General features: G+C 47.5%; 14 protein-coding genes. 3 read left to right on the top strand and 11 right to left on the bottom strand.

Annotated features, from left to right (window positions below; genetic code table 11):
- Positions 1-14 precede the first annotated feature (14 nt).
- The 6 genes from MHI37_RS01485 to MHI37_RS01460 form a co-directional block, all read right to left on the bottom strand.
- Entirely contained in the window at positions 15-2,456 is a 2,442-nt protein-coding gene (locus tag MHI37_RS01485) for a family 43 glycosylhydrolase (RefSeq protein WP_179090335.1), read from the bottom strand.
- A 37-nt stretch (positions 2,457-2,493) separates the two neighbouring features.
- Positions 2,494-3,330, bottom strand: a complete 837-nt coding sequence (locus MHI37_RS01480) for a carbohydrate ABC transporter permease (protein ID WP_076339848.1) — start codon at positions 3,328-3,330, stop codon at positions 2,494-2,496.
- Positions 3,331-3,370: 40 nt separating this feature from the next.
- The gene (locus tag MHI37_RS01475; protein ID WP_076339849.1) at positions 3,371-4,264 is read right to left on the bottom strand and encodes a sugar ABC transporter permease; all 894 of its coding nucleotides are present in this window, start codon (positions 4,262-4,264) and stop codon (positions 3,371-3,373) included.
- A 63-nt stretch (positions 4,265-4,327) separates the two neighbouring features.
- A complete protein-coding gene (locus MHI37_RS01470; RefSeq protein ID WP_342556527.1) occupies positions 4,328-5,704 on the bottom strand; it encodes a sugar ABC transporter substrate-binding protein in 1,377 nt (458 codons plus the stop codon).
- A gap of 167 nt (positions 5,705-5,871) precedes the next feature.
- Complete coding sequence (locus tag MHI37_RS01465; RefSeq protein WP_076340176.1) at positions 5,872-6,930, bottom strand: GntR family transcriptional regulator; 1,059 nt, start codon at positions 6,928-6,930, stop codon at positions 5,872-5,874.
- A 125-nt stretch (positions 6,931-7,055) separates the two neighbouring features.
- Complete coding sequence (locus tag MHI37_RS01460; protein WP_342556526.1) at positions 7,056-8,432, bottom strand: sugar ABC transporter substrate-binding protein; 1,377 nt, start codon at positions 8,430-8,432, stop codon at positions 7,056-7,058.
- 408 nt (positions 8,433-8,840) lie between these two features.
- On the opposite strand from MHI37_RS01460, the gene MHI37_RS01455 reads away from it, so the two are divergent.
- Positions 8,841-10,886 carry an RICIN domain-containing protein gene (locus tag MHI37_RS01455; RefSeq protein WP_256710700.1) on the top strand — a complete coding sequence of 682 codons (2,046 nt, stop codon included), beginning with the start codon at positions 8,841-8,843 and terminating at the stop codon, positions 10,884-10,886.
- A 303-nt stretch (positions 10,887-11,189) separates the two neighbouring features.
- Here MHI37_RS01455 and MHI37_RS01450 read toward each other — a convergent pair whose 3' ends face one another.
- Positions 11,190-12,113: an aldo/keto reductase gene (locus MHI37_RS01450; protein ID WP_076339585.1), complete on the bottom strand. Its 924-nt coding sequence runs from the start codon at positions 12,111-12,113 to the stop codon at positions 11,190-11,192.
- A 204-nt stretch (positions 12,114-12,317) separates the two neighbouring features.
- On the opposite strand from MHI37_RS01450, the gene udk reads away from it, so the two are divergent.
- On the top strand, positions 12,318-12,953 hold the full coding sequence (udk, locus tag MHI37_RS01445; protein WP_076339584.1) for a uridine kinase: 636 nt from the start codon (positions 12,318-12,320) through the stop codon (positions 12,951-12,953).
- Positions 12,954-13,064: 111 nt separating this feature from the next.
- Here the strand turns inward: udk and MHI37_RS01440 are convergent, their stop codons facing one another.
- On the bottom strand, positions 13,065-13,688 hold the full coding sequence (locus MHI37_RS01440) for a hypothetical protein (RefSeq protein WP_076339583.1): 624 nt from the start codon (positions 13,686-13,688) through the stop codon (positions 13,065-13,067).
- A gap of 344 nt (positions 13,689-14,032) precedes the next feature.
- On the bottom strand, positions 14,033-14,806 hold the full coding sequence (locus MHI37_RS01435; protein WP_076339582.1) for a phytanoyl-CoA dioxygenase family protein: 774 nt from the start codon (positions 14,804-14,806) through the stop codon (positions 14,033-14,035).
- A 149-nt stretch (positions 14,807-14,955) separates the two neighbouring features.
- Here MHI37_RS01435 and MHI37_RS01430 point away from each other — a divergent pair, with 149 nt between their 5' ends.
- Complete coding sequence (locus MHI37_RS01430; protein ID WP_076339581.1) at positions 14,956-15,750, top strand: AraC family transcriptional regulator; 795 nt, start codon at positions 14,956-14,958, stop codon at positions 15,748-15,750.
- A gap of 124 nt (positions 15,751-15,874) precedes the next feature.
- On the opposite strand, the gene MHI37_RS01425 is transcribed toward MHI37_RS01430, so the two are convergent.
- Positions 15,875-16,642 (bottom strand): LamG domain-containing protein, encoded by a 768-nt coding sequence (locus MHI37_RS01425; protein WP_076339580.1) that lies wholly within the window; start codon positions 16,640-16,642, stop codon positions 15,875-15,877.
- A 60-nt stretch (positions 16,643-16,702) separates the two neighbouring features.
- Entirely contained in the window at positions 16,703-17,470 is a 768-nt protein-coding gene (locus MHI37_RS01420; RefSeq protein WP_076339579.1) for a phytanoyl-CoA dioxygenase family protein, read from the bottom strand.
- Positions 17,471-17,479 lie beyond the last annotated feature (9 nt).

Here is a 17,479-nt window from a genome sequence, read left to right as displayed (position 1 = left end):
CTTATGCTTATATATTATTTTTTCAACGGTTTCACAATTAAATCGTAGAATGATAGGGTTGAGCGTTCAGCATGAATGCCTACCTTGCCATATAAAAATGGTTGCGGATCCGTGTACTGAATTAGCGGCTTCGGATCATCATTTAGAAACACTTGAATAGTCCCGCCTTTTGCTGCTGCCTTCAGCGTATAAACGCGTCCCGGTTCCAGCTCTACGGTTTCACTGGTTATAAGCTCGGAATCATAGTTCAAACGATGCAAGGTCAGCTGCGAAGAAGAAATGCCAATATAATAGCCCATCGCCGCATCTCTGACTTGAGCGGGATGATACGATTCATTCGTCTCGCGTATAAATAGACCGCCAATATCCGTATCCGCATTCAGCTTCACGCCAACCGAAAACGTATAGTCATCCCATGCGTCGCTGCCCGCAAACAAGCGGTCATCCTCTGTCCCGCTGCCGGTATAAGCATGGTCGTCCTCTCCAAATAAACCAAAACCCGATTGAACAGGCAATTGCTCGAATGATTGCTGCTCTTCCAGCTGCTCGGCAGTAAACAGTTCAAAGGATTGAATAACAGCCGCGCCGCTTTTTAATTCAAGCTTCAGTTCATGAAAGCCGGCGGAAATATCCAGTGTTCCGATTCGAAGCTTGGCTGTGTCTTCCGTAAAGGCCGGATCATCAGCGTTAATCTTCGTTTTTACCGGATCTCCTCCGTCAATGGACCATTCCAGCACGATATCCTTCTCTGGCTTCCGGAGAGCTAGACCGATTCCATACTTCGCATCAGCCTTCGCATTGAGCTTGTATTTTAACCAGTCTCCGGACTGCTGCAGCGTTACGGAGTAGCTGCCGTCATCGCTTTTTTGGATGGGTACGCCGTCTGCCGCCCGGTATGCGCTTATTTCTGATGACTTCTGCTCTACGTGGAAGCCTCGCTCCGCTTCCTTCAAATAATGAACCGCTTCAATCATGCCAGGTACCGGCTTATAAGCCTCAAAATCACTGCTGCCGCCTGCATCATTCGCGAACGCCGTATATTCATAAATCGGCTTCACATTCGTTGCAAAATACCCGATTTTCCCTTCGCCTGGACCAGCCGTTTCTTCCTCCAGCTTCTTCATCCCGTCAAAGAAAACAAGAACTTGGTCGTCACGCCGCTCTACCCGTATCGTATGCAGCTTCGAGTAATCAAAGTCAGAAGGAAGCGCGGCATAACCGCCATGCTGCTCGGAACCATTTTTTACAGTAATATAGTGAAGCTCATGTTTCGATGGCAGCAGGATAACCGCTGAATAATTAGAGGCGTCTGTATATGAAAATACCGCTTCAACCATCCCGTTACCCGCTGCTGCGTCTGCTCCGTCCAAACGGAAATTATATTCCGCAATAAACGTCGCTTCTGTCGCCAGTTTGCTGAGCACCGTCTCGCCTTTTGCCGTCTCTGTCTTGTCCCACTGTTCAGCCGCGATCCCTTCTGACAACCAGCCATATAAGGCTGGCATGGCAGGCGCAGGCTGCTTATGGTCATGCGTGGGGCCAAATACAACCAGCTTATCGCCATTATAAGCAAGCCGGTCAATATTGAGCTCGCGTACCGGGGGGCCTTCTGCGGAATGCCCGACCAAATTATGATAGGTCAAATAATAGGAATCCATATCCGGGCCAAGCACCGTCGCGCTATGCCCAAGCCCCTTAAATTCATCCTTCACGCCGATGACAATCGGATTGTTCGCAGGCAAGGCATAATCGCCGAAAGGGCCTTCTGTCGACACGGCATAGTTAACGCGATAGCCATTGCTGAATACATGATTTCCGGTATACGTCATATAATACAAGTCGTTTCGCTTCCAGATCATCGAGCCTTCCGTCCAATGCCCCAGAAAGGCGTTAGTCGTTACGCCGATATCAATTGTAAAGGGATCAGGCATCTCATGGGCGACAATGCCCTGCGTACCCGCATTCGTGAAATACCATTTTCCGTCATCATCGATAAATACGGAGCCATCAATGGAATTTCCTAGATTTTCTGTTTTGACAACGAACGGACCCGTTGGGCTATCACTCTGCAGCACATAATGTCCTTGTCCGGCGGGCGATGTATATAAGTAGAAGCTTCCGTTCCAATAAAAGACTTCGGGAGCATAAGCGCCTGTCGTGATCGGATCCTCTGTAACCAGCCCTTCATAACTCCAATCCACGAGGTTGTCGGAGCTCCATGCTTTGATGCCGGATCGAAAGTCCTTTGTACTGCAGTATAAGAAAAACCTTCCATTGTAACGCATGATGAAAGGATCGCCGATTCCGTAATCCTCCCACTCTTGGTCCAGCTTAAACGAGTTCGTATACACTTTTGCATCCTCCTTTAACAGGGTGATCTCTTTCTCATCCGGGCTGGATTCACAACCGCTCAGCATGAGCGCCAATGCTGCGGCAAGGAGTGCGACAGCTTTCATCGCCCTCCTTTTTCCTGCTACAAATATGCGCATCCGGTTAACCCTTTAATCCGCTGATCGCCATGGATTCGATAAAATAGCGCTGGCAGAAGAAAAATACGAGAATTACGGGAATCATGGAAATAATCGACGCCGCCAAAATAACCGGATAGTTAGAGGAGCCCATATATTGTGATTGCATTGAAGCAATCAAAACTTGAATCGTTTGCTTCTGCGGTGAGCTTAAGTAAATAAGCGGACCCATAAAATCATTCCAGATGCCCATGAAGCTTAATGCTGCTTGAGCCGCAATCGCCGGTTTGGCAACTGGCAATGCGATCGTCCAGAAGGTACGGAAGAATCCGCTGCCGTCCAGCTTGGCTGCTTCGACCAGCTCATTTGGTAGACCGCCCGCCAAATACTGCCTCAGGAAGAAAATAACGACAATGTTCCCGAATAGGCCAGGTACAATGAGCGGCAGCAGCGTGTCTGTCCAGTTGATCCTCGAGAAGCCAATAAATTGTGGAATCATAACGACCGAGAAAGGAATCATCATCGTTCCAAGCAAGGATAGGAAAATCGCATCCTTAAATGGAAAATCGATTTTAGCAAAAGCATAAGCCGCCATCGTAGATACAAAAATTCCAATTACGAGAACAAATACGACGATAATCATGCTGTTCATAAAGCCGCTAAGCAATGGAGAATCGTTCCAAGCCGTTACATAGTTTTTGAATGTAGCAGGATCAGGAATCCACTTTGGCGGAATTTCGAACACGTTTCGTTGATCTTTTAATGAAGTGGAAATCGTCCATACGAACGGTGCCAGCATGACAACCGAGCCGATACAGAGGATTAATGCCACCCAAAGGTTTGTCATTCTTTTTTGCAGCATGTGAAATCAAACTCCCCTCGCAAACTGTGACGGTAAACGATCAATCATTGTACACCCATTTCTTCGACAGTCGGAACTGAATGAGTGTAACGATGAAAATAATAACGCCAAGAACCCAAGCAACTGCGCTGGCATAGCCCATATTGAAGTACTTGAACGCATTTTCAAAAATATAAAATACTACGGTCGCCGCACTGTACTCCGGACCTCCGTCGCCTGCCAAGACGTAGATCTGGCTAAACGACTGGAATGCGCCGATGACGCCCATAACGATTACGAAGAAATGAATATTCGTGAGCAGCGGAATCGTAATCAACCACAGCTTCTGGAACGCATTTGCGCCGTCTACTTCAGCAGCTTCGTAATACGTAGATGAGATGGACTGTAATCCAGCCAAGTAAAGCACCATCGTACCGCCAACGCCGCCCCATACGCCCATAAGAATCATGGAAGGTTTAATCCAGCTCGCATCACCGAGCCAGTTAGGTCCTTCGATGCCAAACCAGCTCCACATCGTTTGATTGAGCAGTCCAAAATCTTGATTCAAAATCCACTGCCACAGCAGCGAAACGGCAATGATCGGGGAAATAACCGGCAAATAATAAATCGTCCGAAGATAGGATATGCCCTTGAGCGGCCGGTTCATCATAATCGCCAGTAGCAGCGCGACTACCATCCCAATCGGAATGCCAAGCATCATAAACACCGTGTTATAGAGAGATTTGTACACCTTCTCGTCGTGGAAAACCTCCACATAATTCTCAAAGCCAACAAATTCAGGCGGTGTAACGAGATCCCAAGAGGTGAAGCTCAGCCAGGCCGAGTAGAGAAGCGGCGCGACTCCAAAGATGAGAAAGCCAAGTACCGGCGCTGCCACAAATAGATAGGCCCAAATGTATTCTTTGCGGATATAACTAGGTTTTCTTTTTTTCATGCGTACACATCCTCGCACTAGCTATTCGTTATTTAAGTTTTAAAATGAACCTGATTTTTTAAATTATTTATTGCCCTTGTCATACAGCTCCTGAAGCTTAGGCTGCATTTCCTTCGCCCAGTCGGCTGCCGTCATCCTGCCGTCCCATACCTTGCCTGCCTCTTGCCACATCGTATCGATCCATTTCGTATCCTTCGAGGCGAATTCCACCGGCGGATGCCCGTAATCCTCGATAATGTCCAAGAACACCTCGCGGTTAGCCGGCGCTTTGTCATAAGCCACAAACTCACCTTTGGCCATATCGATCAGGTTAGGCACCGCTTGGCCCAGCTCATAGTTTTGCTTCTGGCCCTCCGCGTCCAGTGCCAGGAATGCAGCGAGGTTAAACGCTTCCTGCGCATGCTTCGATTTGCTCGAGACCGAGTAGCCCATCGACCCCACCCATGTTCCCGCTTTTCCTGTTGCTGGATTTACCGGCCATGCCGCAATATCCCATTCGAACGGCAAATCCCAGAAGCCCGGTTGATCCCACGGACCCATCGGGAACATGCCTACTTTGCCTGCCACGAAACGAGAATAAGCATTCAGCGCTTTCTCGTCCTCCGGCGACGGGGTTACGTTGTGCTTCAAGCGAAGATCCGCTACCCACTGCATCGCGTTTGTGAATTCAGGGGTATCGATGGTTACCTTGCCTGTGCCGTAGTCGATGAAGTCTCCCCCGCTTGCCCATACAGCTCCTTCAAGCGTAAAGTTTGCCCCGCCGTAAATATCGATCTTGCCGTCTCCGTTATCATCTTTTGTCAGCTTCTTCGCTGCGTCCAGCCAGTTATCCCATGTCCATTTGCCAACCTCGGCCGGCGGCAATTCCACTCCGGCTTCCTCGAACATCGTTTTGTTGTACGCCATTGCCCATGGACCTACATCCTTCGGCAGGCCGTACAGATCGCCTTGTCCGAGCTGCGTGCCGTCAAAGCGGTAACGGTCGAGCGCCTGCTTCCATACATTATCCTCTTGGAACAGCTCGGTCGTTTCTAGAAACGGCTGCAGGTTCTGAATCGTACCTGCCTCAGCGAATTTATAAAATTGCGGACCCGATACGTAGAATACATCCGGCGTTTTGCCTGATGCGACCAGCGTGGACAGCTTTTGGTTGTATTCCGCCGGAGGCACGCTTGTATATTCAACCTTTACGTTCGGGTATTTCGTTTCATAGGATTTAATGAGTTTCATGAATATTTCCTTCTCCTGCGGGCTGCCATGGCCCATAAACGAAATCTTCACCTGCTCCTGCGGCTTATTTCCCGTTTCTGCTTCTTTGTTGCCCGCGTTGCCGTTCGTTGTCGAGCCGCTGCCATTATTGCCCGATGAGCATGCTGACAACAGCATCCCGAAGCATAATAGAAAAATAAGTCCAAGCTTTGCCGATGGTTTTCTCTTCATTTCAATTGACCCTCCCTCGTAATTTAAACATGCTTGGCGCAAGATGTAAGCGCTTAAATCAATAAACTAATTATAAATTATATTGTTATATGTTTATATACTAAATACAATATAAAAAAGCACCTCTGCACAAAAGCTGTGCGAAGATGCTCCTTATAGGCTAAAGCTTATTTTTTACAAAACTTCACGGGTACGACGATCCGCTGCGGCGTATATTCGCCTTGCAGCTGCGCATGCAGCAAATCAACCGTAACCCTGCAGATTTCATCTTCATTTTGCTGCAAATAGGATACATCCTGAAAATCCGGCTGGTCGAAGCAGACAAGTTCGATGTCGTCCGGCACTGATTTTTTCAACCGTTTGGCAGCATAGTAAGTATAGTTGGTCAACTCCACATTTACTACGAAAGCAGCAGAAACCGCAGGCCTTTCGTTCATGAAGGCTTCTATAATAGGCTGCGCCTTGCCGCTTGATATATCCTCGATTTTTAATATGCACCACAAATCCTTATCAATCGGAAGCTTCTTGGCCATATAGGCTTTCTCGAAACCGCTCAACCGCTCCTCGGTCGCCGTATTCGTAATCTCCGGAGTAATAAGCGCAATATGCTCGTGACCGCTCTCCAGCAAATGCGTAATCGCCTGCTCCGTGCCGTTCACATTGTCCGAACTAACGCTGTACGTTCGGATTTCTTTTAGGAATCGGTCGATCAGTACATGGGGAAATTTATCGAGCGACAATCGCAAAATACTATCATTGTAGCGTTCCTCTTCCGTTGGAAACACAATGAGTCCCCTTACGCCGGAAGCGACCATCGATTCAATTGCCGCACTCTCTTCAATTTGAGACTCCCGCGTAATACGGACCTGCAAGCTGTATCCGCCAGCCGTCACGTATTTCTCAATGGAATCAAGGATCTTCTGATCCACCTTGGTCTTCATACACGGCAAAATGAGTCCAATCACGTCTCTCGCATGGCTGGATGCAACAGCTTCTACAGTGGATTCGCCATCCTGCCTCACAAACGTCCCTTTGCCCTGCACACGAACGAGTACGCCTTCATCCGCAAGCCCGATCAAAGCATTCTTGCTCGTAATTTGGCTGACCCTATAGTGCTCTGCCAGCTCTTTCTCTGAGGGGACACGATCTCCGGGACGCAGCTTGCCTGTTTGAATTTGTCCTAAAATATCAGCTTGGATTTGTTTATATAAGGGATAATTTTTCACATCGCACCCTCTTTTTATATTAATATATCAAGTATACTAAATTGATTGTGATTTGTCTTTATAAAAAAACTGTGCCTCCGAGGTTAACAACCCGAAGGCACAGCATTTAATCTTTCTTATTCCAATTATTTGTTGCCCTTGTCATACAGCTCCTGAAGCTTAGGCTGCATTTCCTTCGCCCAGTCAGCTGCCGTCATCCTGCCGTCCCATACCTTGCCTGCCTCTTGCCACATCGTATCGATCCATTTCGTATCCTTCGAGCCGAATTCCACTGGCGGATGCCCGTAATCCTCGATAATGTCCAAGAACACCTCTCGGTTAGCCGGCGCTTTGTCATAGGCCACAAACTCGCCTTTGGCCATATCGATCAGGTTAGGCACCGCTTGGCCCAGCTCATAGTTTTGCTTCTGGCCCTCCGCGTCCAGTGCCAGAAATGCGGCGAGGTTAAATGCTTCCTGCGCATGCTTCGATTTGCTCGAGACCGAGTAACCCATCGACCCCACCCAGGTTCCCGCTTTGCCTGTTGCCGGATTTACCGGCCATGCCGCAATATCCCATTCGAACGGCAAATCCCAGAAGCCCGGTTGATCCCACGGACCCATCGGGAACATGCCTACTTTGCCTGCCACGAAACGAGAATAAGCATTCAGTGCTTTCTCGTCCTCCGGCGACGGGGTTACGTTGTGCTTCAAGCGAAGATCCGCTACCCACTGCATCGCGTTTGTGAATTCAGGGGTATCGATGGTTACCTTGCCTGTGCCGTAGTCGATGAAGTCTCCCCCGCTTGCCCATACAGCTCCTTCAAGCGTAAAGTTTGCCCCGCCGTAAATATCGATCTTGCCGTCTCCGTTATCATCTTTTGTCAGCTTCTTCGCTGCGTCCAGCCAGTTATCCCATGTCCATTTGCCAACCTCGGCCGGCGGCAATTCCACTCCGGCTTCCTCGAACATCGTTTTGTTGTACGCCATTGCCCATGGACCTACATCCTTCGGCAGGCCGTACAGATCGCCTTGTCCGAGCTGCGTGCCGTCAAAGCGGTAACGGTCGAGCGCCTGCTTCCATACATTATCCTCTTGGAACAGCTCGGTCGTTTCTAGAAACGGCTGCAGGTTCTGAATCGTACCTGCCTCGGCGAATTTATAAAATTGCGGGCCCGATACGTAGAATACATCCGGCGTTTTGCCTGATGCGACCAGCGTGGACAGCTTTTGGTTGTATTCCGCCGGAGGCACGCTTGTATATTCAACCTTTACGTTCGGGTATTTCGTTTCATAGGATTTAATGAGTTTCATGAATATTTCCTTCTCCTGCGGGCTGCCATGGCCCATAAACGAAATCTTCACCTGCTCCTGCGGCTTATTTCCCGTTTCTGCTTCTTTGTTGCCCGCGTTGCCGTTCGTTGTCGAGCCGCTGCCATTATTGCCCGATGAGCATGCTGACAACAGCATCCCGAAGCATAATAGAAAAATAAGTCCAAGCTTTGCTGATGGTTTTCTCTTCATTTCATTTGACGCCTCCCTTTGGTAAGTGCTTCATTAAACACGGTTTCGCCATCAAGGATTGTGCAATGGAAAGCTTTATGCAATGAGCCATCCTACAGTTGCTTTCGACGCCTGACTCGCTTTTGCAAGCGCTTCCTTGATGAGCTTATTCTAGTTTATATTGTTATAAGTTTAAATACTGTATTTAGTATAAAAAACAAATTATTTTTCTCCAACCATTCCTACATGCTTCAATTTTGATCTTTTACCCTCGAAATTTTGTACATGTCCACCCTTCTATCCTCATTTTCACATGTCCCTTTTAGCATAACGGCTTTTATTATACTAATTTCAGTATATATTTAAATACTAACATACCTTATAATCCGTTTTGAAGCGCTTACATTATGTAAAAGGAGATGATTTCACTTGTCCGTAGCCAAAAAAATGAGTATCACTGCAAGCTCAACCTCCTTACTGCTTATACTCACTACCCTGTTAGCCTGCTTTCAAGCTTTTGCAGCACCAGGCTTAGCTTGGCCTTCTAACACCTCCACTGTTTTTGCTCCATCGAACGGAGGGGTATGGTATCCGCGTTTGCTTAAGCTTAACAATAACGATATTCTTGCTTCCTTTGATACAAATGCCGGCGGCGGAAAAACAAGAATCATGATTGCCCGAAGCAAGGACGGCGGGCATAGCTGGTCTTCTGCCATACAAGCTGCGGCTGATGCGAACGGCGATGTTGGCAACGGACAAATGCTTCAGCTCGCGAACGGCGATATTTGGTTATCCTACCGGCTTGTCGTGCAATCCGGCTCCAATTACAGCACCTATCTTAGAACAAGAAAAAGCACGGACGGCGGCAATACGTGGTCGGATCTCGCAAACGGACAAATCGGAGCTACTTCCGCCAACTCCTTTAAAGGCTTATGGGAGCCGCATCTACAAATGCTAGGCAATACCGTCGCTGTTTATTATGCGGATGACGGTCCTGCGGCAGCTGGAACAACGGGTCTTCAAAAGCTCATTATGAAAACCTGGACCGGAAACGGCTGGAGCGCCGAAACGGTTGTCAGCGACGGCGTTGCCGCGGGTTCGAGAGACGGCATGCCCGTCATCACCCAAATGGCGGACGGAAGATATATGCTTGTTTTCGAGGCGACTGACGTTGCCGGTCATCCCTTCGTCATCAAATATAAGATTTCAGCTGACGGCTATAACTGGAATGTGCCCCGTCAAACCTTGTATATTCCATCAAAGGCCGGCAAAAAAGCCGGTGCTCCCTTTGTCGTGAAGCTCGGGGACGGTCGTCTTCTCGTTTCCTTCCAAACCGACAATGACAGCACTAATACCGGCGATGCCTACTCCTCCATGTATACGATGATCAGCGCCGATAACGGGGCGACCTGGCAGTTCCGCACCAATATTTTTCCGGTAAGCGACTCGACCAGCTCCAATTGGAATACCTTACTCCCTATAGATGCTACGCATGTGCTGGCGGCAACTAGCTCGGACTATCCTGCCAGCGGCGTTTATGTTCGCTTCGGCCATGCCGTCACACCCTCCAACACGAATCTGCTTACGAATTGGAGCTTCGAAACCGCCAATGTAAGCGGCTGGACAACGTTCGGCGATGATTATCCCGTACGAATTAAGATTCACGGGACAAATGACGGCGTTGGCGTTCCATCAGCGCATGGCAATCATTTTATCGGATTAACCGGAACAAGTGGTCCTGCAACGGCTTATGTCGGTCAAACCATCAGCGGTCTAGATAACGGCAATTATACGATGCGCGCGTATATGCGAAGCAGCGGCGGGCAAAGCGCATGCGTCATGGAAGCCAAAGACTTTGGCGGTACGATGCGGCAAATAACTTGTCCGGTAACGACGGCATGGACGCCAGTTACCCTTACTAATATTACGGTTACTAACGGACAAGCAGCGGTTGGATTTTTTGCCTCGAACACGCTAGTAAGCCAATGGGTCGATATAGACCGGGTTGAATTTTATCGGAATGACGTTTATAACGGTGTGGTATCCGGTGCTGTGTATAAGATCATAAATTCGCACAGCGGGAAAGCACTCGAGGTTGACGGCTGGGGGACGGCAAACGGAGCCAATGTGCAAATTTGGACGGAAGGCGCGAGCCAAGCGAATCAGCTATGGCAAATTACGAATGCGGGAGGTGGAGCGTACAGGCTTATTAATACGAATAGCGGAAAAGCGCTTGAGGTTAACGGCTGGGGCACTGCGAATGGAGCGAACGTGCAAATTTGGGACTATACCGGCAACATTAATCAGCTTTGGAAGCTCGTCGATACAGGTAGCGGATATATGAAACTTATCGACTCAAACAGCAATAAGGCATTAGACGTAGCAGGCTCAGGCACGGTGGACGGCACCAACGTGCAAATTTGGGATGATCTGGGCAATGGCGCTCAAAGGTGGAAACTCGTCAGGGTGAGTTGATCGAAGGATTAGGGTTCTCGCGAGGGTTACATCCCTTGCGAGAACCCTTCTGCATGTGAGCGACCTCGAAACAGCACCTTAAGCACGCATGCGTGCTTATTGCGACAAAGTAACCTTGATTTGCTACTCTTAAGAACACATAGGTGCTTAATGAGCCCATTCGGCGGGTGAGCTACCTCGAAACATCATCTTAAGCACGCATATGTTCTTATTGCGTCAAAGTAACCTGGATTTGCTACTCCTAAGAACAACATAGCAGCAAACGACGCTTTCTGCCTCGTGTGTCGCCTACATTCTGCGATATTATTTAATATTTATATCCTGCGGATGCGGCTCAGAGACGAGCTCCACCGCTTTGGCATTAGCTTCAACCTGCTCAGCGTCCTTGCAGCCCGGAATAACCGCGGTAACCGCAGGATGCTTTAAGCACCAAGCAAGTGCCCAGCTTGCCATCGTTACACCCTGCGGAACCTCCTCGCGCTGAATATGCTCCACTTCGAGCAGCTTAAGCCGAGTGCTCTCTTTATCATGTCTGTGGCGTACATCGTTATCGCCAAAGACCGCGCCTGGCCTATATTTGCCGCTCAGGTAGCCGCTTGCTAGAGGCACACGCGCAAGCACGCCAAGACCCTGCTCCTCGCAAGAAGGAAATACCCGCTCCTCTGGTGCACGATCCAGACGATTATAAACGACCTGAATAACGCGAGAGTTCACTTTCGATGAAGCCTCCGTCTGATGCAGATTATCATTGCTGCCGATCGATGTTCCGAGAAAACGAATCTTCCCAACAGCTATTTGCTTGTCCAGTACCGTCCAAAGCTCGTCGTTGTCGAAGGCTTGATCCGGACCCGAATGGAATTGATATAAGTCAATGTAATCCGTTTGCAGTGCTTTGAGCGAAGCATCCAGTTGAGCAACAACTCCCTCGGCGCCAAATACGTCGGTGCGAGTGAAACGCTCATGAAAATGATGTCCGAACTTTGTGGCGATGATCCAATCCTCACGATTGCGGCGGCTAATATAATCCCCGATGAGAGACTCTGAAAGATGATCACCGTAACATTCTGCTGTATCAATTAAATTAATGCCGAGCTCCCGCCCCTTGTCCAAAATCATATCCGCTTCCGTCTGCGAATATTCCCTTCCCCATTCTCCTCCGAACTGCCAGGTTCCAATCCCGATCACGGATACATTCAGATCTGTACTTCCAAGCTTCCTATATTTCACAGCCGACACTCCTCTCAGATCATCTCATGCCTTCTGTTTCATTTTACTCCTTCAGCTCAAAAATATGAAATTCTATTCATGATCGATCATCGAACTCACATCAGCAGTACTGTAAATGCGCAGCCATAATGAAAAGAGGCGCTGGTTATGCTACAATACTAAAATTGCAAAGGTAAACACCATAGGGAGGCTTATTGAAACACCATGCTCATTATTGGAATCGCTGGCGGCACCGGCTCGGGCAAAACTACCGTTGCCCGATCTGTCATTGACCGACTTGGATCAGACAAAGTAACCTTCGTATCCCAGGATAACTATTATAAAAACCCCATACATCTCAGCCTCGCCGAGCGTGAGCGGATTAATTACGATCATCCGTTTGCTTTCGATATTGAGCTTCTGACACGCGATCTCCTTCTACTCAGAGAAGGCAAGGCTGCCTATGCCCCGGTCTATGACTTCACCATTCACGCTCGCTCCTCGAATGAGTCAGTCGAGCTTAAGCCTAACCATATTGTCATTCTTGAAGGACTTCATGTCCTCTCTGAGGAAAGCATCAGAAACGTACTTGATATTAAAGTGTTCGTTGATACGGATCCCGATGTTCGCATCCTCCGCCGGGTGCTTCGTGATATTGAGGAGCGCGGAAGAACGATTCAATCTGTTCATGACCAATATCTTAATACAGTGAAACCAATGCACGAAGCCTTTATTGAGCCCTCCAAAAAATATGCTGACCTGATCATTCCAGAAGGTGGTCACAATGCCGTCGGCATCCAGCTGCTATCGATCCTTACCGAGCGATATTTGCTGGACGGTCCTGAGTCGTTAAATGTTTAGCAACAGCGCGTATGCAGCCTCATGGAACAAAGAAGCACCTCGTTTGGGGTACTTCTTTGTTCCACAACTATACAGCAGCGTATCCACTTATAGCCGAATACCCAGCTCCCGTTATTTTGCAAACCGCAAAATCGCTATCGCTGCCCGTTCCCTCCGCTCTGCATCCTCACTTCCCATCGCACTCTTTAATATATCCAGTGCCTCCTTGACTGTAGCCTCATCTACAAGACTCATCTTGCCCGCTTCTTCATGCGGCACTTCGGCGGTCTTCGCCATCCACTGCTCCATCTGCTCATGAGTAACCTCGCGCTCAAATTCTGCTAGTGTCGCCTGCTTCCCGACTAACTGCTGCAGCTCTGCATGTAATTCCTCCCGTGGAAGGCTCTTTAGCCATGTGACGCCGCGCCGATGACTGATATTATCCTCCGATTCGCTGGTGCGCTCCACGTAATAATAGTCACCGAGATCGCCAAGATGAGCATGGTCTCCATCCGTCATGAGAACATAATCACCATCCTGCATCGTATATACGAATAGACTGATCTCCGCCAAGCGATCAAGTAAGGCCTGTCCATCATCCAAACATGCTTCAATAGCCTTCGCCTGCCATTCATCCTTGTCGACATGCTCCAAATCAGCTATACCCGGCCAATCAAAGCCTACATAATTATCTTTCAGAAAGTACGGCATGGGATTAAAGTGATTAGACTTAAGCCCCATATAAAATAAATTCATTCGAGACTCCTCCATCGCTTAGCTCGGTCATTTCAAATCTTCCATCCATATGATTTACATCGGCTTCTGAAGACGAAAGATTGCCTGCGCATGATCGCCAACCTCCCATTTCCCTTAAAGATCGCTAACCTAATTCCTTGCGGTGCACTCTGCAATTTAAAGTGCTTCTGCTATCTAACGATTATTTTATCCTTGAATAGAGAGCTGAGCAATTTCTTTCTCTTGCTCTTCCAGCTTAACACGCTTTAAACTGGAATATATTTCATTTCCCATTGCTCCTAATTCTCCATAAGTTAAATCTCATTTAGCAGATAGCCGTTTCTTCATATGTGTGGCTTATTTTGTTATTTGAAATACATCTCTGTATTTCCTTTTTCTTCTCTAAGGTTACTTACATATCGGCAATAATGTTGATAGTGGGCATGATATAGTTGACCATTTTTCCCCGGAGAATAGGTCAAGTATAATTGACGACGGCTCGTGCTAGCTGTGTTGGAGCCGCTTTGATGCGGTGTAAAGGAATGGAAGATAATAATATCGCCTGGCTCCGTCTCGACGATTTCGCCCTTGGACGCATCAATCTCAGCAATTTCTTCCGCATTCATATTGCGAAATTCTCCTCTCGCTGAACGAAAGCGATCATGATAGCCTGGAAAAAGCTCCAAACCCCCATTTTCTTCTGTCGCACCATCGATGGCTACCATAACTGAAATTAATCCTTCTAACGGGAAGCCCTGCCACCACGAGGCATCCTGATGCATGGTATACCCAGTAACACCTGGAAGCTTGTAGATGAGTTTGTCTTTAAACAACGTAGGCTCATCCATATAGATATCACGCAGCGGGGCCAGTATGCGCTCATCCTTTTCTAGAGCATGAAATACATCTGAAAGATCCTGTACAGGATCAATCTTCTCAATAATCGAACGATTATTGATATTACGGTAATTTACGCGCAGATTATTCGGATCAAGATACTCATCCAGAGTGAGCAGGCGCATACATTCCTGCTGCCATACGGCTGCCTCTGCGGCAGTAAAGACATTACGCAGTACGAGATAGCCATTATCGTTAAAATCTTTTAATTGACCAGAAGTAAGAAATTTTGTGATTTTCATCTTAACACATCCTCTTCTTTTTTTAAGATCCATATCGTTTTTTGTCATTTCCTGATATCATGATACTACTTGCAAACCAAGCAGAACATGCATGAACTTATCAACTTTCATATCCTTTTTTGTGCGAACCTGAGAGGAGGCGCCAGGCGATGCTGAAACATTCATTTCAAGCAAAACTGATGCGATGGCACAACACTTCAATAAAACAAGTCTTTATGCTGACGGAGGATACCTATGATGGCTGGGTCATATTAGCAGCTGATGAGGGCAGCTTCGATTATCGTATAGGCGAGGAAGAAGGCCGGGCGAAATTTGGTGATATCATCTTGTGCCCTCCTGGAATAACGCTGTACCGTAAGGAGGTTGACAGTCTCTCCTTCCTCTTTATTGAGTTTGACTGGTGTGACGAAGAAGGGACTCCACTGGTGCCTGGGCCAGATCTTCCTTACGGCAAAATATCTCTTCAACGCATGGAGCGTTATTCTTCAACCTATTCGTGCATCCGAGAGCTCTCCCACTCGAGTATGAACGAGCAATTTTTCTATAAACAACATCTGTTAATGGATTTATTGTATTTATATGTGCTAGAGCAACAAGAACACACCGCTCACTTACCCGTGAGAGATCCTATCGTTCGAATGGCCGTTCTTCATATCCAAAAGCATGCATATGAGCCGTTGTCCTTGAAGCTATTAGCAGATCAGGCATCCTTAAGCCAGTCACAATTTTCTAGACGGTTTCAAAGTGCCATGAGAGTATCCCCCATTACCTATTTGACGATGATTAGAATGCGTAAGGCCCAAAGTCTATTAATGAGCAGCGAACTTACTTTAGAAGAAATTGCCCCGCTTTGCGGTTACCAGAACGGCTTTTATTTGAGCCGGGTATTTACAAATAGCTGTAACATGAGCCCTTCCGCGTTTCGGAAAGCGTATCGAATATGACCTTTCTTATATACTTTCCTATATTTGAGAAAAGGGACTTCTACGGCCATATGCCGCAGAAGTCCCTTTTATTTCAACTCCATTATCCAGATCCATAAATGAGATGACTTATATCGGTTTACTCCTACACCCATTGCTGATGGATCATGAGTATCTCTTTCTCTGACAAAGCACGATTGAACACAGCCAAACCTCCGAGCAAGCCATTATAGAAGTTGCCGATTTCACCGGAACGGTTGACCGCCCCTACGGTAAAGTCTGCACCGCCTTCTCCCCCATTAAATAGTCCATCCGGGTAAGCGTAAGGATTATACCTATCTCTACGATCAAGCCGTCCATCCAGATATGCCCTTGCTTCCATACCATCATAAGTAAAGGCAATGAAATGCCAATCTCCTTTGGAGACGGGTGTAGCCCCGATTGCGCTTGTCATGCAGTATTTATACCCCGGAGTTGGACCCCCAACAGCAGACACATGGCCGCATACTTGTTCCGAACTGTCCCATATTTCCAGATTAATGAACATACCGTACTGGCGCTTTTTAGCTGTTTCATTCCATATTCCGGCAATAAACTCACATCCGCTGCTCGTGATCTCAGCACGGTTTATCCAGGCTGCGACAGTCAGAGTCGCCTGCGGTCCATGAATATTTAGTTCAGGGCAATCATTGCGAGGAATACTGAGCCAGCTGCCATTCGTTAAATTGACTGAGTTCGCTCCAAAAACACCTTTTTCCGCCTGTTCTACTGTCTCGTTCATTTTCTTCAATCGGTACGGATAAGGTCCCTTTGCCACGTATTCATCGCCACAAGCCTCCTGAAAATCCCAGAAGCTAACGAGTCCATCTACTCCTGTTATCCAATTAACACCTGAATGTGCAGCACTCTTCATTTGATATTTCTCCTTGCCTCGTCAGTTTGCTTATACAGCCTCTTCGCTCTCTGCTTCCTCTTACTTAAAGTAGCTTTTGTTTAGAGTCGTCGCGTCAACCCCGCGAGTAGCATAGCGGATATAATGCTGATAATGCGCTTTATATAACTGCCCATTTTTTGTAGGAGAATAAGTCAAAAACAGCTGTCTCCTGCTTGAATCCGATGTATTTGAGCCACTTTGATGTGGTGTTAAGGACGAGAATAGAATCATATCCCCTGGATTCGTCTCATAGATTACCCCTTTAGAAGCATCAATGGCGGCAATTTCCTCCGCATCAAAATTACGAAGCGGCTCTTTCTGACGCAGCTTATCATGATACCCAGGAAACAATTCCAAACCGCCGTTAATTTTAGTGGCACCATCAATGGCAACCATGACAGAGATCAGTCCTTCATACGGGAACGTATCCCAGAAAGCAGCATCCTGATGCATCGTATAGCCAGCATTCCCAGGTAGTTTGAAGATTAATTTATCTTTGAAGAGAAGCGGTTCATCCATATAAATATCTCGAAGCGGTGCCAAAATCCGCTCATCCTGAAAGAGATTAGCAAAAACCGGCGATACGTCCAGGAGAGGATCAAACTTCTCAATCATTTTCTCTCCATTAGCTATCTGACGAAAAGCAACACGAAGATTCAGTGGGTTCACATACTCTTCGAGGCTTTGAAGACGGTCGCATTCCGCTTGCCATAAGCGTACTTCTTGCTCGCTAAACACATTTCGCAGTACCAAATATCCCGTTTGCTTGTAGCTTTCCAGTTGCTCATACGTTAGATTTAAATTCATTTGAATATT

It is taken from the genome of Paenibacillus sp. FSL H8-0548 (assembly GCF_038630985.1).
Taxonomy (GTDB): domain Bacteria; phylum Bacillota; class Bacilli; order Paenibacillales; family Paenibacillaceae; genus Pristimantibacillus.
Note: the sequence above shows the minus strand (reverse complement) of the source record. Positions and strands in the feature narration are given on the sequence as shown.